Genomic DNA, 18594 nt, shown 5'->3' with positions numbered 1-18594 from the left:
AATCAGTGACTGGCATCCTCAGCAGCACCCGCCAGCCGAGCCGAAAGACGCTCGATAAACACCGTCTCCGCCCGGCTCATCTTCTGCTCGCGATTCCACAGCAGATGAATGTCCACATCGGCGATCCCGTCATCCGGCGGTAGCCGCCACAGCAGCCCATGCTTCACATCGTCGGCCACCACATGAATCGGCAAACAGCCCAAGCCATAACCGGCAATCACCAGGCGCCGCACCTCTTCCAGGCTTGACGACGACGCCACGATGCGCCCGCTGAACCCTTGCTGGTCACGAAAGATCGTCAGCGGCGACAACATGCCGCCAATCTGATCGCTGGTAAAACTGACAAAATTCTCCGACTGCAAATCGCCTTCCGCCAAGCCGCTGCGCCCAAACAGCGGATGGTGACGCCCGCAAAAAAACGCATAGCGCTGGCGCAGGAACAGGTGCTGTTCCAGGCGTGGCTGTGGCCGGCGATTAAGGCTCAGGCCCAGGGTTGCGGTTTTTTCCAGCAGGGCGGCGACGATGTCCGAGCTGCGCATCACTTCAACCTCCAGGTCCACGCGCGGATGCTCACGGTGAAAGGCGGCGAGGAAGTCGTCGAAGGTCTCGGAGTTGATCCGGCTGATCATCAGCAAACGCACTTTGCCGAGCACTTCATCGCCGGGTTTTTGCAGCGCATTGCTCATCTGCGACACCTGACCATACATCTCGCCGGCGATGGTGAAGATCTGTTCACCCGCTTCGGTGAGCGCGAAGCGCGGGCCACGGCGGGCGATGAGTTGGCAGCCAAGCTGTTCTTCCAGGCGCTTGAGCGCCTGACTGATGGCCGGCTGGGTCAGGTGCAGGCGCGCAGCGGCGCGGCTGATGCTCAGTTCCTGGCCGATGACCCGGAAGGTGCGCAGCAGGTTCCAGTCCAGTCGATCGTTGAGCAGAGGGTGACTGTCGCGGCGAAAGTCGGGCATGGCGCAGCTCAATAATAATCAGGATTTATAATCGGAATAATAAATAGAAAATTGACTAATCATAGCCCCGCGACGATAAATCACCCTTACCAAGCGCCATCAGAGCGCGTGCGTTCGACATTCTCCTGCCAAAAAAATAACCAAAGGAGCCAGCCCCATGCAGCCTTCCGCTTCGCCGCAGCCGCGCCGTGCTGCGGCCGCCGCTTTTATCGGCACCATGATCGAGTGGTACGACTTTTACATTTACGCCACCGCCGCCGCGCTGGTGTTCGGCCAACTGTTTTTCCCTTCCGACGACAAACTGTTCAGCACCATGGCGGCGTTCGGCACGTTTGCCGTGGGCTTCTTCGCGCGGCCGTTGGGCGGCATTGTGTTCGGGCATATCGGTGACCGCATCGGCCGCAAGAAATCCCTGGTGATCACTTTGGTGATGATGGGCGTGGTCACCGTGTGCATCGGCCTGTTGCCGACCTACGCTCAAATTGGCGTTGCGGCGCCGGTATTGCTGGTGCTGCTGCGCGTGGTGCAAGGCATCGCCGTGGGCGGTGAGTGGGGCGGTGCGGTGTTGATGGCCGGCGAACATGCGCCGAAAGGTCGTCGAAACTTCTTTGCGTCCTTCGCTCAACTGGGCAGCCCGGCGGGTTTGATCCTGTCGCTGCTGGCATTCAGCGCGGTCACCCGGTTGCCGGAAGAGGACCTGCTCAGTTGGGGTTGGCGCCTGCCGTTTCTGGCCAGCGCCTTGCTGTTGATCGTCGGCCTGGCGATTCGCCTGGGGGTCAACGAGTCACCGGAATTCCTTGAAGACAAGGCCATTGCCGAAAAAGCGCGGGCGATCCAGAAAGACCAGGCGCCCGTGATCGAAGTGCTGAAAACCGCCTGGCGCCCGTTGCTGTTGTGCATCGGCGCCAACACCCTGGGCATTGCCGGCGTGTATTTCACCAACACCTTCATGATTGCCTACAGCACTCAGCAACTGGGCCTGCCGCGTTCGCTGATTCTGGAATGCCTGTTTGTCGTCGCCATCATCCAGTTCTGCATTCAGCCACTGGCTGCCTGGGTGGCCGAGAAGGTCGGAGCCACGCGTTTTCTGTGCGCCATGACCGTGCTGGCGATGGCCTCGCCTTATCCGATGTTCGTGCTGGTCAGCAGCGGGCAGGCGCCGTTGATCATCCTCGGCATCGCCCTGGCCGTGGTGTGCATGGCCTCGTTCTACGCGGTGATCGCCGGGTTTGTCAGCGGCCTGTTTGAAACCCGCGTGCGCTACACCGCGATCTCCCTGGCCTACCAGGTGTGCGGCGCGCTGGCCGGTGGCCTGACGCCGTTGATCGGTACGTGGCTGGCCCACGAATACCAGGGCCAATGGTGGCCCATGGCAGTGTTTTACAGCCTGATCGCTGCGGTCTCGCTGGTGTGCGTGCTGGCATTGTCGCGCCGCCACGCCACGGCTCACCGTCTTGAAATGGCCCACAGCGTTTAATGGAGTGTGCGTAATGTTAAAGATTAATGGCCAACGCCTGTGGGCGAGCCTGATGGCCATGGCCGAGATCGGTGCCACGGCGCGTGGCGGCAGTTGCCGTCTGGCCTTGAGTGCCGAGGACCAGGCGGGTCGTGAACTGTTCAGCCATTGGTGCAACGCCGCCGGGCTGACATTGAGCGTGGATGCGATCGGCAACCTGTTCGCCCGTCGCGCCGGTACCGACAAAGACGCCGCCCCGGTGATGATGGGCAGCCACCTCGACACGCAGCCGGAAGGCGGGCGGTTCGACGGGGTTTACGGCGTGCTGGCCGGCCTGGAAGTGATCCGCAGCCTTGACGATCACGGCATTCAAACCCGTAAGCCGCTGGAAATCGCGGTGTGGACGAATGAGGAGGGCGCCCGTTTTACCCCGGCCATGCTCGGTTCGGCGGTGTTCACCGGCAGCCTGGCACTCGACCAGGCGTTGGCCACCACCGATGGCGCCGGCATCAGCGTCGCCGAGGCGTTGCGCAGCACCGGCTACAACGGCGAACGGCCCTTGGGTGGCGCGGTGGACGCGTATTTTGAAGCCCATATCGAGCAGGGCCCGATCCTGGAGGACAACGCCAAGAGCATCGGCGTGGTGACCGGTGGCCAGGCGATCCGCTGGCTCGACGTGCGGGTCGAAGGCGTGGCCGCGCATGCCGGCACCACGCCAATGCCCCTGCGCAAGGACGCGCTGTATGGCGCAGCCAACATGATCCAGGCGCTGGAAAACCTCGCTGCTGATTTCGCCCCCGAAGGCCTGACCACGGTCGGCGAGTTGAGCATCAGCAAGTCGTCGCGCAACACCATTCCCGGCTTGCTGACCTTCACTGTCGACCTGCGTCATCACCGCGACGTCGACATTGAAGCCATGGAGCAACAGGTGCACGCGCGCCTGCATGCCATCGCCGAGAAACGCGGCCTGACGGTCAGCATCAGTGCGCACTGGATCAGCCCGGCAACGCCGTTCGATGCAGATTGTGTGGCGTGCGTGCAGGCGTCGGTGGATGCCTTGGGTTACAGCCAGCAGCGCATCGTCAGCGGCGCCGGCCACGATGCGATTCACCTGGCACGGTACTGCCCGACGGCGATGATCTTCATCCCGTGTGTCGGTGGGCTCAGCCATAACGAAGCTGAAGACGTACTGCCCGAAGATGTGCGCCAAGGCACCGATGTGTTGCTTAACGCCGTGTTGCAGCGCGCTGGCCAAGCTGATTAACGACTCAACGCTAACGCCTGGCCAGATTCGACTGCAGGCGCTGGTACGCCAGCGCCAAGAGGTTGGGTGTTTATACAGGAGCATCTCATGCGTACGTTTTTCCACCCCGAACAACTCTTGCACCACCCGCGCAGCTACTACTCCCGCGGCCAGATGCGCACGCCACAGGAAGTCCCCGAGCGTGCGCGCAACTTGCTGGTGGCCGCACAGACCTTGGGCTTCGATATCCAGCCGCCTGCTGACTACGGCCTTGAACCATTGCTTGGCGTGCACGGCGCGCCTTATTTGACGTTTTTGCAGGAAGCGCATTCACGCTGGAAGGAGATCCCCGAAGACTGGGGCGACGAAGTCATGTCGAATATCTTCGTGCGCGAACCCAACGCCCTGCGCGGCATCCTTGCCCAAGCTGCGCGTTACCTGGCGGATGGCAGTTGCCCGGTCGGCGAGTTGACCTGGCGTTCGGCGTATTGGTCGGCGCAAAGTGCTGTCGCCGCCGCCAAGCACATCCTTGACGGCGCGCCGGCGGCCTACGCGCTGTGTCGCCCGCCGGGGCACCATGCTCGTTACGATGCGGCGGGTGGTTTCTGCTACATCAACAATGCGGCGGTGGCCGCCCAGGTTCTGCGCGAAGGTTTTGCGCGCGTGGCCGTGCTGGACACCGACATGCACCACGGCCAAGGCATCCAGGAGATTTTCTACGACCGCGACGACGTGCTCTATGTGTCGATCCACGGCGACCCGACCAACTTCTACCCGGGCGTCGCAGGCTTTGCCGACGAGCGCGGCGTGGCTGGCGGTGCAGGCTTTAACCTCAACCTGCCCATGGCCCATGGCGCCAGCGAAGCGGTGTTCTTCGAAAAACTCGAGTTGGCCTTGGCGGCGGTGAAGCAGTTCTCGGCGGATGTGCTGGTGTTGTCCTTGGGGTTCGATATCTACGAACTCGACCCACAAAGCAAAGTGGCGGTGACGCGTGAAGGGTTTGCGCGCCTGGGCGAATGCATCCGGCAGTTGGGCTTACCCTGCGTGATTGTGCAGGAGGGTGGCTATCACCTGGAAACACTGGACAGCAATGCGCAGGCGTTTTTCAGCGGTCCCAAGGCGTGGGTGTAATGAGCAGGCGATAACTTCCGTGGATGCGTGATATCTTTGTGCCATCACGCATCGTGATCGTTACGGAGGGTCGCATGAAAAAGCTTTCGCTGGTTGGGTTGCTGGTGGTTTTGATGGTCACCCCGATGTTCGCGGCGGCGTGCCCCAAGGGCACGCATCCGGTGGGCGGCACGGGCTCGCACCACAAAGGCGGTACTTGCCAGTAGGCGTTGTTCGGTCTGTCGCGGGGCGGCGTCAGGGCTACTTGCCGTCGCTGGTCGCCGCCAGCGCGTTGTTCACCAGTTTGAGTACCCGGTTGCGCCCACCTTCGGCCACCAGGTAAGTGCCGTCTGCGGTTCGCACAATCGATTGCGGCGCCTTCAAAAACGACAGGATCGTGTGCTGGCGTCCCTGTTTGTCGATCAGCAACAAGCGTGCGCGGTGGGTGGAATCTTCATTGACCCACAGGCCTCGCTCATCGCACATCAAAAAGGTCGGCTGGTTAAGTTTGGCCAGCACCACCGGGTCACTGCCGTCGGCGCTCAGTTCGCGCACCCTGCCTTCTTTCTTTTTGGTGTAGAGCATGCGGCCATCCGTGCAGCGGATGATCGACTCCGCCTGGTCCAGGCCCTCGCGTATTACGCTTATGCTCTGGTCACTCCAGCGATAGCGCAGCAGGCGTCCTGCATGGCTGCGGTCTTCGATGGCATAGAGGTAGTCGCCGTCATCCCACAGGCCTTGCACGTTTTCGCCTTTGAACAATTCGGTGACCGCGCCGTCCTTGAGAAAGCTGACGGGGGCGTTGCCTGTTTCCTGGCTGAACACCCAGCCGCCTCGCGTGGCCAACATCCCGTCGGGTTTGGACAGGTTGCCGAGCACGACGTCACGCGTTCCATCCAGCCGGATGTGCACGATGCTGCCCAGCCCGTCCTTGAGTTCCTGGGTGACCATCAACGAGCCGTCAGCCATGGGCATCAACGACGCGGCCTTGGCCACATCGGTGTGCAAAACCTGATAACTCCACGAATCGGCGGCGCGCACCGGGTAAAAACTTTGCCAGGCAAAAAAGCCCAGGGTGGCGATGCACAGCAGGCCGAGCGCCCACGATGCGAGGCGCAGGGGCCGATAGTTCTTATTGGGTTGAGTCATTGTTCGGTGCCGGTAGCCGATTGCAAGGCCGGTCACGGTACCAAGCCTGTCACCGCACAGCATCCTGCAATTTAGCCTGGGCGGCCTGCGTGTCCCCCTTACTGGGTGCCTGGCAGGCCGTCCAGCCCGCGGCGGATCTTCTCCAGCAACTCATCGATATGGAACGGTTTGGAGATCAGGTCCATGCCTTCCCCCAGGAAGCTTTGGCGATTCGCCGCGTTTTCCGCATACCCGGTCATGAACAGAATCGGCAGCGTAGGACGCAGGCCTCGGGCGACATCGGCCAATTCACGCCCGGTCATGTAAGGCAGGCCCACGTCGGTAAGCAACAGGTCGATGCTGGTGTCCTGGTTCAGGGTGGCGATCGCTTCATCACCGTCGGCCGCCAGGCTGCAGCGGTAACCGGCGTCGACCAGCACCTCGGCGACGAAGCTGCGCACCGAAGGCATGTCCTCGACGATCAGCACGTGTTCGCCGCTGCTGAGCCCGGGCGCCGCGACGGGCTTGGTGGTTACGCTCGCCGGGCCCGAGGCAGCGGGCAGCATGATGGTGACCTCGGTGCCCTGGCGGGTGACGCTGCGGATCTGTGCGTCGCCGCCGGACTGGCGCGCAAAGCCGTAGATGGTCGACAGCCCAAGCCCCGTGCCCTGGCCCAGCGGCTTGGTGGTGAAGAAAGGGTCGAACACTTTGTCGATCACAGTGTGTTCGATGCCCACGCCGTTATCGCGCACGGAGAGCGCGATGTAGGCGCCGTTTTCCAGTTTCAGGTTGCCGTTGGAGTAGGCAGGGTAGGTGGTCACCCAGATATTGCCGCCCTTGGGCAGCGCATCGCGGGCATTGATGACCAGGTTCAGCACAGCGCTTTCCAGTTGGATCGGATCAACCAGCGCCACGGCCGGGTGGGTCGTCAGCTCGAGTTTGAGCGCGATATGTTCGCCGATCGTGCGCACCAGCAGCTCTTCCAGTGAGCGGATGTGCGCGTTGATATCCACCGGGCGCGTGTCCAGAGGCTGCTGGCGGGCAAACGCGAGCAGGCGGTTGGTCAGGCCGGCGGCGCTCAGGGCCGAGCTCAATGCGGCGTCGGCATAAGCCTTGACCTTCTCGGTATGCTGAGTGTCGAGGCGTTTTTTGATCAGCTCAAGGCTGGTAATAATCCCGGTCAGCAGGTTGTTGAAGTCGTGGGCGATGCCGCCGGTGAGTTTGCCCAGCGCGTCCATCTTCTGTGCCTGCAGCAACTGCGCCTCGGTGCGCGCCAGTTGCGTGGTGGCGTTGGTCAGCTCGGCCAGCTGATGGCGCTCGCGATGGCGATGCTCGGTGACGTCTTCGACAAACACCAGGCTCAGTTCGGCCCGGCGATAAGGCGAGATTTGCCACTCGGTTTCGCGCACCTGGCCGTCGACTTGCATTTGCAAGGTGCCTTTCCAGCGCTCTCCCGCGGCGAGACGCAGGCACAACTCCTGGATGACGGCGCGCTGATCGCTGGCGAAGCATTCGAGCAAGGCGTCAGGGTTCAGGTTGTCCTGGATCAGTTGGGCGAACGCGTGGTTGCATTCATGCACCTTCAACTGCGGGTCCATGACGGCTATCGGCGCGCTGATGTTGAAGAAGATTTCGCGAAAGCGCGCCTCGCTCTCGCGCAAGGCGTATTCGGTGTCACGCACGCGCAGCAAGGTGCGCAGGGTCGCCAGCAGCACGTCCGGGTCCACCGGGTGGATCAGGTAGGCATCGGCGCCGGCGTCCAGGCCGGTGATGATGTCGCCCGTCTCGATGGACGCAGCCGAGACATGCACCACCGGTAGCAGGGCGGTCGCCGGGTCGGCGCGCAGCGCGCGTACGATGTCGAAGCCACTCATGTCCGGCAGATTGACGTCGAGGATGAGCCCGTCGATCTTTTTGCTCGCGATCAGGTCCAGGCCCTCTTGGCCGGTGCCGGCTTCGAGTACACGGTAGTGATGGCTTTCCAGGCGTCGGCGCAGGGCATAGCGGGTGGCGGCGTTGTCGTCGACGATCAGCAGTTGGATGTCACGATTCATCGGCAGGCCCGCCCGCGATAGACAGAGGAATGATCACAAAGAACATCGACCCAACGCCGGGAGCGCTTTGCACCCCGACCCGGCCACCGAGCAACTCGGCAAAGCGCTTGCACAGCGAGAGCCCCAGGCCGGTGCCGCGCAGGCGTTTTTGCAGCGGTGAGTCGATCTGGGAAAAGTCTTCGAACAGGTTGTTGTGCAGCTCGGCAGGAATGCCCAGGCCAGTGTCCTGTACCGCAAAGCGGATCTCGTGCGCGCTTTCCATGCGTGCCGACACGCGCACCTCACCTTGCAAGGTGAACTTCAGGGCATTGGAGATAAAGTTGCGCAGGATCTGCGCCAGCTTCTTGTCATCGGTGTAGAGCTTGGGCAAGCCCGAGGGCTCTTCAAAGATGAGGTCCACCGACGAGGCGTCGACGATCGGGCGGAACATCCCGCGCAATGCCGAGAACAGGTCGAACATGTCAAACCAGGCAGGCGAGATGGTGATGCGCCCGGCCTCGATTTTGGCCAGGTCCAGCAGGTCGTCCACCATCTCCCGCAGCTCGCGCGCCGAGCTGCGGATAAAGCCTACCTGGGTCTGCTGCTCGGGGCTCAAAGGGCCGTCGAGTTCATCGGCAAGCAAGCTGGTGATGCTCAGGATCGAGCCCAGGGGCGTGCGAAATTCATGACTCATGTACGACAGGAAGCGGCTTTTCAGGTCTGATGCCTGACGCAACTGATCGGCCTGCATATCCAGTTCGGCATACAGTGCCAGCACACCCTGGTTGGTCTCATCCAACTCGGTACGCAAGGCGTCGGCTTCCTGGTGCAGGCGTCGCACTTGCTCAGTGAGCGAAGCAATGGTGTCAGCCATCAATGGCCTCCAGGGCAATCACGAAGACGGTAACGTCATCCCGGCCGCGACAGAAATCACGGTGAAGGATGGCGGCAATCAGGGCGGGGTGGCGGTGGCAAAGCCCGGGATAGTCCGCAAGGTTCCAGCGTGACTGCAGCCCGTCGCTGTAAAGGATCAGCAGTTGGCCGCTGACCTGAGCGTAGTCGAAGGGTTGCGCCTTGCGAAACTGCACGCCGACGATGCCTGGGTGGGACGCCAGCCCGCGCGACTTGCCGAAGCCAATCAGGCTGGCGCCGATATTGCCCACGCCGGTGAAACGCAGCCGGTCGGCCACGGCGTCGTATTGCGCCACGGCCACTGCGCCGCCCCGGGTGCCGTTCATGCCGATATGCATGTCGTTGAACAGTGTGGTCGAGTCCTGGAAGGGGTCTTGGGCGAACATCTCTTCACCCGCGCGCGCCGCGCGCTCGGCTTCGCTGCCATGGCCCAGGCCGTCGGCAACCATCACGCTGAACCGGCCCGCTTCGATTGCCAGGTGCCAGGCGTCGCCACACGCCGGATCGTTGTGCAAGGAATGCTGGCTGACGCCATAGCGGATATCCCGCGCGTTCGAGGTGCGAGGGTAGAGCCGCGCCAACATCGCGGTGCCCCGATGATCGGCATGCACATCAAAGACCTGGGCCACGCGTGAGATGGCGCCCATGCCGATGCCTTGCGTGCCGCCCGTGGAGAACCCATCCACCAGGCAGCTTTCCAGGTCGAAGCCCTGGCCACGGTCGACGGCGATCATTTCGACACCCTGGTTGCCCGTGGCGCGCAGGTGCAGCTCGCCATGGGTGGCATGCTTGAGGATGTTGCTGGCAAGTTCGGTCGCCACCAGGGCCACGCGCCCGGCGTCGGTTTCATCAAAACCCAGCAGCTCGGCAAGCTGCTGGGCACTGCGCCGGGCATAGCCGATTTGGCTGACATCTTCGATCAAAAGCACTTGGGTCAAGGCGCTGGGAATATTCAGGTCCATCGGGTGATCGTCACGCGTGTGCCCTTGCCGGGTGCGGTGTCCAGTTCAAACTCGTCCACCAGGCGCCTGGCGCCGGTCAGGCCCAGGCCCAGGCCGCTGCCGGAGGTCCAGCCGTCGGTCAGGGCCAGCTTGAGGTCGGGGATGCCGGGGCCTTCATCGCGAAAGGTCAGGCGCAGGCCGGGGCGATGGTCTCTTTCGACGACGCTCCAATCCATGTACCCGCCACCGCCGTAGACCACGGTGTTGCGCGCCAGCTCACTGACGGCCGTGACCAGCTTGGTCAGGTCGATCAGGCGCATGCCGCAGTCCTGGGCCAGCCTGCGTACTAATTGTCTGGCCAGCACAACGTCCTGTTCAATCAGCACGGGATGCGTGCCGCTGCTGGCTTGGCTCATAAGTGTTCTACCCGGTCACGCAGCAGTTTCATGCCGCGCTCGACGTTCAATGCGGTCGCCACGCCGGGCAGGGTCATGCCCAGTTCCACCAGGGTAATGGCCACCGCCGGTTGCATGCCCACCAGCACGGTCTGCGCATCCATGATGCGCGACAGGCCGGAAATGGTGCCGATCATGCGCCCGATAAACGAGTCCACCATGTCCAGCGCCGAAATGTCGATCAGCACGCCGCGCGCCGAGGTGCGGCTGATGCGTTCGGACAGGTCGTCCTGCAGCGTCATGGCCAGCTGGTCGTGCATGTCGACCTGAATGGTCACGAGCAAAAACTCGCCCATCTGCAAAATAGGGATGCGTTCCATGCTTAGACAGCCTTGCTGATGGTGACGCCCAGGCGTTTGAGCGCCAGCGCCAGGGCATCCGCCAGGTTGGCTTTGGTCACCACGCCTTGCAGGTCCAGACCCAGGTGCACGATGGTCTGGGCAATTTGTGGGCGCACGCCGCTGATGATGCAGTCGGCACCCATCAGGCGGATGGCGGTGACGGTTTTCAGCAAGTGCTGGGCCACCAGGGTGTCGACGGTCGGCACGCCGGTGATGTCGATAATGGCGATTTCCGAGCCGGTGTCGACGATGCGTTGCAGCAGCGACTCCATGACCACCTGGGTGCGTTGCGAGTCCAGGGTGCCAATCATCGGCAGGGCCAGCACGCCGTCCCACAGCTTCACCACGGGGGTGGACAACTCCAGCAATTCTTCCTGCTGGCGTTTGATGACCGACTCACGGGACTTCTGGAAGGTGCGGATGGTGTGCATGCCCAGCGAATCGAGCAGTTCGGACACTTCCCAGAGTTGCTCGGCCAGTTGCGCCGGTTGTTCGGCGTACTCACGTTGCAGCAAGGTGAACACTGGGCCTTTAAGGGCGAAAATGAAGCTGGCGGTTTGTTGCGAGTCCTGGCCGATCAAGGCGCGGCTGTGCGACAGCTTTTCCAGGAAGACCCGGGTCTCGGCCCAGTTTTCATGGCTTATCTGCTGTGAGCCGCCTTGCAGGAGCGCGTCGATCAGCAGATTAAGAAAGTCGCCAGCTTGCTGTTTGACGTCATCACCCTTGACGTTTCGCGTGGCTCCCGAAGCCTCGAGGCTCGTAATCCATTCGGTCAGCAGGGCAGGGCGTTGGGTTTGCAGCGCCTGGATTGTATGAGCTTGAAGAGTTGCCACGGGAGTCTCCTTGAACGGCTTTGGTTGTTCGCGTGCAATTTATACTAAGTTGGGTTGTTTTAAATTGTTTCGTGGATTTTTCGTGTTGAAATCCCACGGTATTGCTAACTTTCGGCGTTGGTATCCAAGCCAATCAGTTCCCGTCCTGGCGCAAGCGCGCGGCGTCGGCGCTGCCCTCGCTTGAACACTGTGTGTATCGACACCTGTCTCACGGGTTTTATCCACCGTACCTGCGAGTGGCGCCGATAAGGCGTCATACGCAGTGAAGGTAGCAGGTCGCTGCGGTGCGGGCGCACATAACGCGCTTATATCACTGGCTTCAGCGTTGTAGCCGGGTTATCAATTCAAACCCGTGCAGGCATACATGGCGCGTCACCACAGCCCATACGATAATGCCCCCCAAATCGACCACACTGGCCCATCCCGTGATCATCAACTTCGACCTCAACGACCTCCAGGCTTTCCGCGCCGTGGTAGACAAGGGCAGTTTTCGCGGCGCCGCCGAGGCCATCCGCATCTCGCAGCCGGCGCTGAGCCGGCGTATCGAAAAGCTTGAGTCCGCCCTCGAGGTGAAGTTGTTCGAACGCACCACGCGGCGCGTCAGCCTGACCATGGTCGGGCGGGCATTCCTGCCGCAAGTGGAGCGCATGCTCGACGACCTTGATGTCGCTTTGATGGGCATCAGTAATGTCGCGTCCACGCGCATGGGCAACGTGACCATTGCCTGTGTGCCGTCCACCGCTTACTACTTCATGCCCCACGTAATCTCCGAATTCCACAAGCTGTACCCCAAGATTCGCCTGCGCGTGCTGGACGCCAGCGCCGGCGAGGTGTGCAACGCGGTGGAAAGTGGCGAGGCGGATTTTGGCGTGAGTTTCAGTGGCAGCCTGGCCGACGAAGTGGAATTTGAACTGTTATTGCAGGAGCGCTACGTACTGGCCTGTCGGCGTGATCATCCGTTGGCCGAGCGCGAGAGCGTGACCTGGGCCGAGGCCTACGAGCACGACTACATCACCGTGGACAAAACCTCGGGCAACCGCTTCCTGCTTGACCAGGCGCTGCGTGGCGTGCGGGTGAAAAAACCGAGTATTTGCGAGACCCACCACGTGACCACGATGATCGGATTGGTGGAGGCGGGGCTGGGCGTGGCGATGGTGCCGTCGATTGCGATGCCGGCGGGCACGCACCCGATTCTGGTAAGCGTGCCGCTGGTAGAACCGCAGGTGATGCGCAATGTGGGCTTGATCAAGCGCCGCGGGCGGACGTTGCCACCGGCGGCGCTGGAATTGGAACGGTTGGTGCGGGAGATGCCGTTTCGGTCAGTGTGATACCGAGTCCAACCCGGTGGATTGCACCAGCGGTTGCGCCTCGGGCGAGGCCAAGTACTGCAACAGTGCCTTGGCCTGCGTCGGATGTTGTGCGTTGACCGGAATGCCCGCCGCAAAGCGCGTCACCGATTGCACGTCTTCCGGGATCTTGCCGACGTAAGTCACGCCCGGCACCGGCAGCAATTCCGCGACCTGCTGCAGACCCACTTCGTATTCACCCTTGGCGACCACCGAGGCCACCGGGATGCGCTCGATCATCTTGCCCTTGGCGGGCATGCCGAGCTTCTTGAACAGCTCCTTCTCGACATACACACCGCTGGCGCTGTCCGAATACGCCACGGACTTGGCCTGGCTGAGCACCGCTTTCAACTCGGCATCGGTGCCGATCGCCGGCTTGGCGGCGCCTTGCTTGACCACCAGGCCGATGCGTGAATCGGCCAGCTCCACCCGCGAGGCTTTGTCGACCTTGCCCTGCTTGATCAAGTCATCCAGGGCATAACCCACCATGATCACCACGTCGGCGTGTTCGCCACGGGCCAGGCGGTTGGGAATCGCTTCCGGCGCCTTGCCCATGGACGGACCAAGAATGGTGTCGAGGGTGTCGCCGCTTTGCTGGGCGTACTGCGGGCCCAGCAGTTTATAGGCGGCGGTGAAGCCCCCGGACGTCATCACCTTGAGTTCTTCGGCCTGGGCCGTCAGCGCCAAAGCGCCGAGGGCCAGGGCGGTCAGGGTTTTGCACAGCGCCTTCATCATACGGCCCCCTGCATCACCTGCCCGCGGGTATTGGCGCGGCGGTACAACGCGAGGGTCGAGCACAGCGCGCACAAGGCGGCAAACATCATCCAGTAGGCCGGCGAGGCCTTGTCTTCGGTGATGTGAATAAACCAGGTGGAGATCGCCGGCGTGAAGCCGCCAAAGATCGCTGTCGCCAGGCTATAGGCCAGCGAGAAGCCCGCCACGCGCACTTCCACCGGCATGATTTCGGTCAGCGCCGGGATCATCGCGCCGTTGTACATGCCGTACAGGAACGAGAACCACAGCAGGGTTTCCAGCATGTGGCCGAAGCTTGGTGCGTTGACCACAAACGACAGTGCCGGGTAGGCGGTGATCACGGTCAGCACAGTCATCGCCACCAGCACCGGCTTGCGGCCGAAACGGTCACTCAGGGTGCCGCCGATTGGCAGCCAGACAAAGTTCGACACGGCCACCAGCAAGGTCACCAACAGGGCGTCGGAGGTGCTCAGTTGCAACACGGTTTTGCCGAAGGTCGGGGCGTACACGGTGATCAGGTAGAACGCGGTGGTGGTCATCGCCACCATCAGCATGCCGCCGATCACCACGGTCCAGTTCTTCACCAGGGTCGCCAGCACTTCGCGCATGGTCGGGCGATGCTTGCGGTTGGCGAACTCTTCGGTTTCCTGCAGGTTACGCCGCAGTACGAAGATGAACGGGATGATGATGCAACCGATGGCGAACGGAATGCGCCAGCCCCAATCGGCAACCACGGCCGGTTGCATCCACACGTTCAGGCCGTAACCCAATGCGGCGGCCACCACGATGGAGATCTGTTGGCTGCCCGACTGCCAGCTGGTGTAGAAACCTTTGCGGCCCGGGGTGGCCATTTCGGACAGGTAAACCGACACGCCGCCCAGCTCCGCACCGGCAGAGAAGCCTTGCAGCAGGCGGCCCAACAGCACCAGCAATGGCGCCCACAGGCCGATGGTTTGGTAACCCGGCACCAACACGATCAACAGCGTGCCGCTGGCCATGATCGACAGGGTCACGATCAACCCTTTGCGGCGACCGACGTCATCGATATAGGCACCCAGAATAATCGCGCCCAACGGCCGCATCAGGAAGCCAGCACCGAACACTGCGAAGGTCATCATTAATGACGCAAACTCATTAGCGGCGGGGAAGAACGCGGCGGCGATGTAGGTGGCGTAGAAGCCGAACAGAAAGAAGTCGAACTGTTCGAGGAAGTTGCCCGAAGTAACGCGAAATACCGCACCTACTTTCGAGCGGGCAGAGTCGGGCCGGGAAGGGCTAGTCATGGTTTTGTGTCTCCAGCGTTCTTTTTAAAGTGCTTGTTTCGCTTAAGACCGCGGATAGTGGCTGACACATTTAGAAATGATAAGTGAGTAATTTGGATACATTGATGCGTCATGGCTATCAATCGCTGTGCGCGTCCAAAATCTCGCCACTGTTCTATGCTTGAAGCGGTGAGCGATTCTTACGGATGGGAGGTGGCAATGGTTGACAAACACGAGCACCGGGATGAGCACGAGCGTGAGCAACCTCGGCGGCAGCCTGAAGAGGAAAAGCCGCAGACCTGGAAGCATCCGGACGATGGTACGGAGCTTTCCGAGCGAGACCAGGAGCGGCCGCTCAAGCCCTGATTGAATGAGCGAACGCAGTCTAAAGGTGGGAGCGGGCTTGCTCGCGAAGGCACTGCGTCAGTAACCAACAGGCTCACTGATTCACCGCCTTCACTAACAAGCCCGCTCCCACATTAAACCTGTGTTCAGCCTACGATCGGCGTACACAATTCCACCAGCGTGCCATCCGGGCAACGCACATACGACACCACCTGGCCCCAAGGCTTGGTGGCGGGTGGCGCCAGCTCTGTCGCGCCGTGGGCCAGCGCTTTGGCATGGGCGACGAACACGTCTTCGGTCATAAACCCGACCTCCATCCCCAGCGGCCTTTTAGAGGCATGCGCCTGGACATGGCCACCGTCGAAATTCAATTCGCCCAACGCATGCGCTGCAAACGAGAGCGTGGTGTCGCCGGTTTCAAGCTCGCCGTAGGTGCCGGATTCATGCAGGAAACGGCGACTGAAGCCGAAGGCCTTCTCGAAAAACATCAGAGAGGCGGCAACGTCGGGTACATAGATGATGGTGTAGGCAAATTTCACGATCAGGCGGTCCTTGCTGAGAGTGGATGAATGCAACGGCTCATGAAAGCAGCACGGAGACGGGAACCCCCCACGCCAACACCACAAACGCGATCACGGTTGCCAGGCACAGGCCGACAAACACCCGCGTCAGCGTCCTCACCGTGGGGTTGGCGATCCCCTTGACTACCCAGAGACAAAACCCGGCCACCACAATGGCCAGGGCAATAATGAACAGCACGATGGTGTTCCTGCGGCCTTCAAGCGCTGATTTATAATCCCAAAGCCGCCGGATGAACAGTGTTCACATAGACGCAGCCCCGCGGGCTTTCTAAACTGCGGCTTGTCTTGGGGAAAGGGGCAGGTGCCGATGAATCGCAATGAATTACGCAAGGCCGACATCAACCTGATGGTGGTCTTCGAAGCACTGATGCTCGAGCGCAATGTCACGCGGGTGGCGGAGAAGCTGTTTCTCGGTCAGCCGACGATCAGTTCGGCCCTCAACCGTTTGCGCACCTTGTTCAATGATCCGCTGTTTATTCGCGTCGGCCACCGTATGGAACCCACCGCGCGCGCCGAGGAGATCATTCAGCACCTGTCGCCGGCCCTGGATTCACTCTCGTCGGCCCTGAGCCTGACCCACGATTTCGACCCCACCCAGAGCACCATGACCTTTCGCATCGGCTTGTCCGATGACGTCGAGTTCGGCCTGCTGCCGCCCTTGCTGCGAGCGTTGCGCCAGGAAGCGCCGTTGGTGGTGTTCGTGGTGCAGCACGTGGATTACTGGCGCATCCCTGACCTGCTGGCGTCCGGCGATATCACCGTCGGCATCACCCAGACCCGCGGCCTGCCGGCGAACGCCAAGCGTAAACTGCTGCGGCATATCCGCCCCTGCCTGCTGCGCGCCGACGCCTCGGATAAACCGCTGACCCTCGACGAATATTGCGCACGCCCTCATGTGCTGGTGTCCCACACCGCCAACGTGTCCGGGTTTGCCGATGAATGGCTGGCCGAAATTGGCCGCAAGCGCCATGTGGTGCTGTCGGTGCCGCAATACAGTGCGCTGCCGGCGCTGCTCGCCGGCACCGACATGATCGCCAGCTTGCCGGACTACACCGCCCAGGCCATGGCCGCTGGCGGCAACCTGTTCTGCGAACCGTTTCCGTTCGAAACCCCGACCCTGGACTTGTCCATGGTCTGGCTCAGCCACGTCGACACCGACCCGGCGGAACGCTGGATGCGCTCGCGGCTGGAGGCGTTCATGAGCGAGCGCGACATGCTGCCGGTGCTGGCGACAAAATCTTGAGATAACCCCTCCAGGGAGTGCCAACGATGATTCCATCCCGTTCCTTGCTGCGTGGGCGCGGCAGTCGTGACAGCGGCAAAGTCGGCATGGTCGAGCTGTTTTTCGACTTGGTGTTCGTGTTCGCCGTGACCCAATTGTCCCACTCGCTGTTGGCGCACCTGACCCTGGGCGGGGCGGTGCAGGTGGCGCTGATGATGGTTGCGGTGTGGTGGGTGTGGATCTTCACGTCGTGGATCACCAACTGGCTCGATCCGGAAAAAATCCCGATCCGCCTCGGCCTGTTCGGGTTGATGGTGGCCGGTCTGCTGCTGTCTTCCTCGATCCCCAAGGCTTTTACCGACCGAGGTGTGCTGTTTGCCGGCGCCTACGTATTCATGCAGGTAGGACGCACGCTGTTTGCGTTGTGGGCAGTGCGCGGCGAATCGCTGAACATGATTCGCAATTTCCAGCGAATCCTGGCGTGGATGCTGTGTTCCGGCGTGTTCTGGATCACCGGCAGCCTGCTCGAAGGCCAACAACGGCTGGCCTTCTGGGCGCTGGCGCTGTTGATCGAACTGATATCGCCGTCGGTGTATTTCTGGGTACCGGGCCTGGGGCGTTCGACCCTGGCGGACTGGAACGTCGAAGGCAACCACATGGCCGAACGCTGCGGCCTGTTTGTGATCATTGCCCTTGGCGAATCGTTGCTGGTGACCGGCGCCACCTTTGCCCAATTGCCCTGGAGCGTGGAAGGCCTGGGCGCATTCCTGGTGGCGGTGGTGGGCAGCATTGCGCTGTGGTGGATCTATTTCGACAGCGGCGCCGAGCGCGCCCATCACCGCATTGCCAGCTCTGCCGACCCGGGCCGCCAGGCGCGAGTTGCCTATACCTACCTGCACGTGTTGATTGTCGCCGGCATCATTGTCAGCGCGGTGGCCGACGAACTGGTGCTGGTGCATCCGGGCCATGCCAGCCAGGCTGGCGTGGTGGCGATAATCGCCGGCCCATGGTTGTTTCTAGTGGGCAGCGCGTTGTTCAAGTGGGTAATGAGTGACCGGTCATTGCCACCGCTGTCGCACCTCGGCGGGTTGTTGATGTTGCTGGTGGTGTTGCCGCTTGGGTTGCAGCAGGTGTTTTCGGCCTTGGTGCTGGGCGCGCTGACCACGGCGGTGTTGGTGATCGTGGCCGTTTGGGAAAACCGCGCGCTGCCCAGCCTGAACGAAGTTTCACACTGAAAGCGTTCTGATTCGGTTCGGCTGCGTGCTATATGTATGGCCCTTTTTCCTACAACTATTCGGAGCTTTTCATGCCGCACCTGCACCTGGAATACACCGCCAATCTGACCGGCCTGGCCGTCGAGAAAACCCTGTTGCGGCTCAACAATGTGCTGATGGCGTCCGGGCAGTTCGGTTCCGAGTTCGATATCAAAAGCCGCGCCGTCAAGGTTGAGACGTTCCAGGTCGGCACCTCACTCAACCCGCGCGGGTTTATTGCGCTGAAGCTGTCACTGCTCAGCGGGCGCTCGCCGCAGGTCAAGAAGCAGTTGTCGGAAAGCCTGTTGGCGGCGTTGCAGGACCAGGGCGAATGGCCGGCGGATATTCAGGTTCAACTCAGCGTCCTGCTGGTCGACATGGATCGCGATTCCTACAGCAAAGTCGCGATTGGCTGAGG

20 protein-coding genes are annotated in these 18594 nt (G+C 61.8%); 8 read left to right on the top strand and 12 right to left on the bottom strand.

The genetic code is table 11. The features are described 5' to 3' along the window. Positions 1 to 2: 2 nt before the first annotated feature. Positions 3 to 962, bottom strand: coding sequence for a LysR family transcriptional regulator (locus ACP7B3_RS14815; RefSeq protein ID WP_426179392.1), 960 nt, complete (start codon positions 960 to 962; stop codon positions 3 to 5). 157 nt (positions 963 to 1119) lie between these two features. On the opposite strand from ACP7B3_RS14815, the gene ACP7B3_RS14810 reads away from it, so the two are divergent. The 4 genes from ACP7B3_RS14810 (at position 1120) to ACP7B3_RS14795 (ending at position 4998) form a co-directional block, all read left to right on the top strand. Then, positions 1120 to 2439 carry an MFS transporter gene (locus ACP7B3_RS14810; RefSeq protein ID WP_426179390.1) on the top strand — a complete coding sequence of 440 codons (1320 nt, stop codon included), beginning with the start codon at positions 1120 to 1122 and terminating at the stop codon, positions 2437 to 2439. A gap of 13 nt (positions 2440 to 2452) precedes the next feature. Further along, entirely contained in the window at positions 2453 to 3682 is a 1230-nt protein-coding gene (locus ACP7B3_RS14805; protein WP_426179388.1) for a Zn-dependent hydrolase, read from the top strand. Positions 3683 to 3769: 87 nt separating this feature from the next. Continuing rightward, positions 3770 to 4792, top strand: coding sequence for a histone deacetylase family protein (locus ACP7B3_RS14800; RefSeq protein ID WP_426179386.1), 1023 nt, complete (start codon positions 3770 to 3772; stop codon positions 4790 to 4792). A gap of 74 nt (positions 4793 to 4866) precedes the next feature. Then, on the top strand, positions 4867 to 4998 hold the full coding sequence (locus ACP7B3_RS14795) for a hypothetical protein (RefSeq protein ID WP_256586935.1): 132 nt from the start codon (positions 4867 to 4869) through the stop codon (positions 4996 to 4998). Positions 4999 to 5032: 34 nt separating this feature from the next. Here the strand turns inward: ACP7B3_RS14795 and ACP7B3_RS14790 are convergent, their stop codons facing one another. The 7 genes from ACP7B3_RS14790 to ACP7B3_RS14760 all read right to left on the bottom strand — a co-directional run bounded on the left by ACP7B3_RS14790 (position 5033) and on the right by ACP7B3_RS14760 (position 11414). Next, on the bottom strand, positions 5033 to 5920 hold the full coding sequence (locus ACP7B3_RS14790; RefSeq protein ID WP_426179384.1) for a hypothetical protein: 888 nt from the start codon (positions 5918 to 5920) through the stop codon (positions 5033 to 5035). Between the two features lie 98 nt (positions 5921 to 6018). Further along, complete coding sequence (locus tag ACP7B3_RS14785; RefSeq protein WP_426179382.1) at positions 6019 to 7953, bottom strand: response regulator; 1935 nt, start codon at positions 7951 to 7953, stop codon at positions 6019 to 6021. Next, positions 7943 to 8806, bottom strand: coding sequence for a sensor histidine kinase (locus ACP7B3_RS14780; RefSeq protein WP_145162929.1), 864 nt, complete (start codon positions 8804 to 8806; stop codon positions 7943 to 7945). The genes ACP7B3_RS14785 and ACP7B3_RS14780 overlap by 11 nt, the downstream gene beginning before the upstream one ends. After that, positions 8799 to 9806, bottom strand: a complete 1008-nt coding sequence (locus tag ACP7B3_RS14775) for an ATP-binding protein (protein WP_242194042.1) — start codon at positions 9804 to 9806, stop codon at positions 8799 to 8801. The genes ACP7B3_RS14780 and ACP7B3_RS14775 overlap by 8 nt, the downstream gene beginning before the upstream one ends. Next, on the bottom strand, positions 9797 to 10201 hold the full coding sequence (locus ACP7B3_RS14770) for an ATP-binding protein (RefSeq protein WP_145162933.1): 405 nt from the start codon (positions 10199 to 10201) through the stop codon (positions 9797 to 9799). The genes ACP7B3_RS14775 and ACP7B3_RS14770 overlap by 10 nt, the downstream gene beginning before the upstream one ends. Further along, entirely contained in the window at positions 10198 to 10560 is a 363-nt protein-coding gene (locus ACP7B3_RS14765) for an STAS domain-containing protein (protein WP_106576990.1), read from the bottom strand. Before ACP7B3_RS14765 ends, ACP7B3_RS14770 begins: the two co-directional genes overlap by 4 nt. Positions 10561 to 10562: 2 nt before the next feature. Continuing rightward, positions 10563 to 11414, bottom strand: a complete 852-nt coding sequence (locus ACP7B3_RS14760; RefSeq protein WP_369300670.1) for an STAS domain-containing protein — start codon at positions 11412 to 11414, stop codon at positions 10563 to 10565. A gap of 425 nt (positions 11415 to 11839) precedes the next feature. Here ACP7B3_RS14760 and ACP7B3_RS14755 point away from each other — a divergent pair, with 425 nt between their 5' ends. Further along, the gene (locus ACP7B3_RS14755) at positions 11840 to 12742 is read left to right on the top strand and encodes a LysR family transcriptional regulator (RefSeq protein WP_106577295.1); all 903 of its coding nucleotides are present in this window, start codon (positions 11840 to 11842) and stop codon (positions 12740 to 12742) included. On the opposite strand, the gene ACP7B3_RS14750 is transcribed toward ACP7B3_RS14755, so the two are convergent. The 4 genes from ACP7B3_RS14750 to ACP7B3_RS14735 form a co-directional block, all read right to left on the bottom strand. Then, positions 12734 to 13492: a substrate-binding domain-containing protein gene (locus ACP7B3_RS14750; RefSeq protein ID WP_426179516.1), complete on the bottom strand. Its 759-nt coding sequence runs from the start codon at positions 13490 to 13492 to the stop codon at positions 12734 to 12736. The genes ACP7B3_RS14755 and ACP7B3_RS14750 overlap by 9 nt on opposite strands. After that, a complete protein-coding gene (locus ACP7B3_RS14745; protein ID WP_426179378.1) occupies positions 13492 to 14796 on the bottom strand; it encodes an MFS transporter in 1305 nt (434 codons plus the stop codon). The genes ACP7B3_RS14750 and ACP7B3_RS14745 overlap by 1 nt, the downstream gene beginning before the upstream one ends. 470 nt (positions 14797 to 15266) lie before the next feature. Continuing rightward, positions 15267 to 15659 carry a VOC family protein gene (locus ACP7B3_RS14740; RefSeq protein WP_426179376.1) on the bottom strand — a complete coding sequence of 131 codons (393 nt, stop codon included), beginning with the start codon at positions 15657 to 15659 and terminating at the stop codon, positions 15267 to 15269. A gap of 40 nt (positions 15660 to 15699) precedes the next feature. Beyond that, positions 15700 to 15879: a hypothetical protein gene (locus tag ACP7B3_RS14735; protein WP_106576985.1), complete on the bottom strand. Its 180-nt coding sequence runs from the start codon at positions 15877 to 15879 to the stop codon at positions 15700 to 15702. Between the two features lie 129 nt (positions 15880 to 16008). Between ACP7B3_RS14735 and ACP7B3_RS14730 the strand changes: the two genes are divergently transcribed. From ACP7B3_RS14730 to ACP7B3_RS14720, 3 genes are all read left to right on the top strand, one after another. After that, complete coding sequence (locus ACP7B3_RS14730) at positions 16009 to 16944, top strand: LysR substrate-binding domain-containing protein (RefSeq protein ID WP_106576984.1); 936 nt, start codon at positions 16009 to 16011, stop codon at positions 16942 to 16944. Positions 16945 to 16970: 26 nt separating this feature from the next. Then, complete coding sequence (locus ACP7B3_RS14725; protein WP_426179373.1) at positions 16971 to 18158, top strand: low temperature requirement protein A; 1188 nt, start codon at positions 16971 to 16973, stop codon at positions 18156 to 18158. Between the two features lie 71 nt (positions 18159 to 18229). Then, positions 18230 to 18592, top strand: coding sequence for a 5-carboxymethyl-2-hydroxymuconate Delta-isomerase (locus tag ACP7B3_RS14720; protein WP_145162947.1), 363 nt, complete (start codon positions 18230 to 18232; stop codon positions 18590 to 18592). The last annotated feature ends 2 nt before the right edge of the window (positions 18593 to 18594 follow it).

Origin of the sequence: Pseudomonas sp. TWRC1-2 (assembly GCF_049896685.1) — a bacterium.
GTDB lineage: Bacteria > Pseudomonadota > Gammaproteobacteria > Pseudomonadales > Pseudomonadaceae > Aquipseudomonas.
This window is presented reverse-complemented; position numbering and strand designations above follow the sequence as displayed.

Bases quoted from the DNA above. Each gene is read 5' to 3' on its own strand.
- ACP7B3_RS14815 (WP_426179392.1), bottom strand. From the start codon at position 962: ATGCCCGACTTTCGCCGCGACAGTCACCCTCTGCTCAACGATCGACTG.
- ACP7B3_RS14810 (WP_426179390.1), top strand. From the start codon at position 1,120: ATGCAGCCTTCCGCTTCGCCGCAGCCGCGCCGTGCTGCGGCCGCCGCT.
- ACP7B3_RS14805 (WP_426179388.1), top strand. From the start codon at position 2,453: ATGTTAAAGATTAATGGCCAACGCCTGTGGGCGAGCCTGATGGCCATG.
- ACP7B3_RS14800 (WP_426179386.1), top strand. From the start codon at position 3,770: ATGCGTACGTTTTTCCACCCCGAACAACTCTTGCACCACCCGCGCAGC.
- ACP7B3_RS14795 (WP_256586935.1), top strand. From the start codon at position 4,867: ATGAAAAAGCTTTCGCTGGTTGGGTTGCTGGTGGTTTTGATGGTCACC.
- ACP7B3_RS14790 (WP_426179384.1), bottom strand. From the start codon at position 5,920: ATGACTCAACCCAATAAGAACTATCGGCCCCTGCGCCTCGCATCGTGG.
- ACP7B3_RS14785 (WP_426179382.1), bottom strand. From the start codon at position 7,953: ATGAATCGTGACATCCAACTGCTGATCGTCGACGACAACGCCGCCACC.
- ACP7B3_RS14780 (WP_145162929.1), bottom strand. From the start codon at position 8,806: ATGGCTGACACCATTGCTTCGCTCACTGAGCAAGTGCGACGCCTGCAC.
- ACP7B3_RS14775 (WP_242194042.1), bottom strand. From the start codon at position 9,806: ATGGACCTGAATATTCCCAGCGCCTTGACCCAAGTGCTTTTGATCGAA.
- ACP7B3_RS14770 (WP_145162933.1), bottom strand. From the start codon at position 10,201: ATGAGCCAAGCCAGCAGCGGCACGCATCCCGTGCTGATTGAACAGGAC.
- ACP7B3_RS14765 (WP_106576990.1), bottom strand. From the start codon at position 10,560: ATGGAACGCATCCCTATTTTGCAGATGGGCGAGTTTTTGCTCGTGACC.
- ACP7B3_RS14750 (WP_426179516.1), bottom strand. From the start codon at position 13,492: ATGAAGGCGCTGTGCAAAACCCTGACCGCCCTGGCCCTCGGCGCTTTG.
- ACP7B3_RS14745 (WP_426179378.1), bottom strand. From the start codon at position 14,796: ATGACTAGCCCTTCCCGGCCCGACTCTGCCCGCTCGAAAGTAGGTGCG.
- ACP7B3_RS14730 (WP_106576984.1), top strand. From the start codon at position 16,009: ATGAATCGCAATGAATTACGCAAGGCCGACATCAACCTGATGGTGGTC.
- ACP7B3_RS14725 (WP_426179373.1), top strand. From the start codon at position 16,971: ATGATTCCATCCCGTTCCTTGCTGCGTGGGCGCGGCAGTCGTGACAGC.
- ACP7B3_RS14720 (WP_145162947.1), top strand. From the start codon at position 18,230: ATGCCGCACCTGCACCTGGAATACACCGCCAATCTGACCGGCCTGGCC.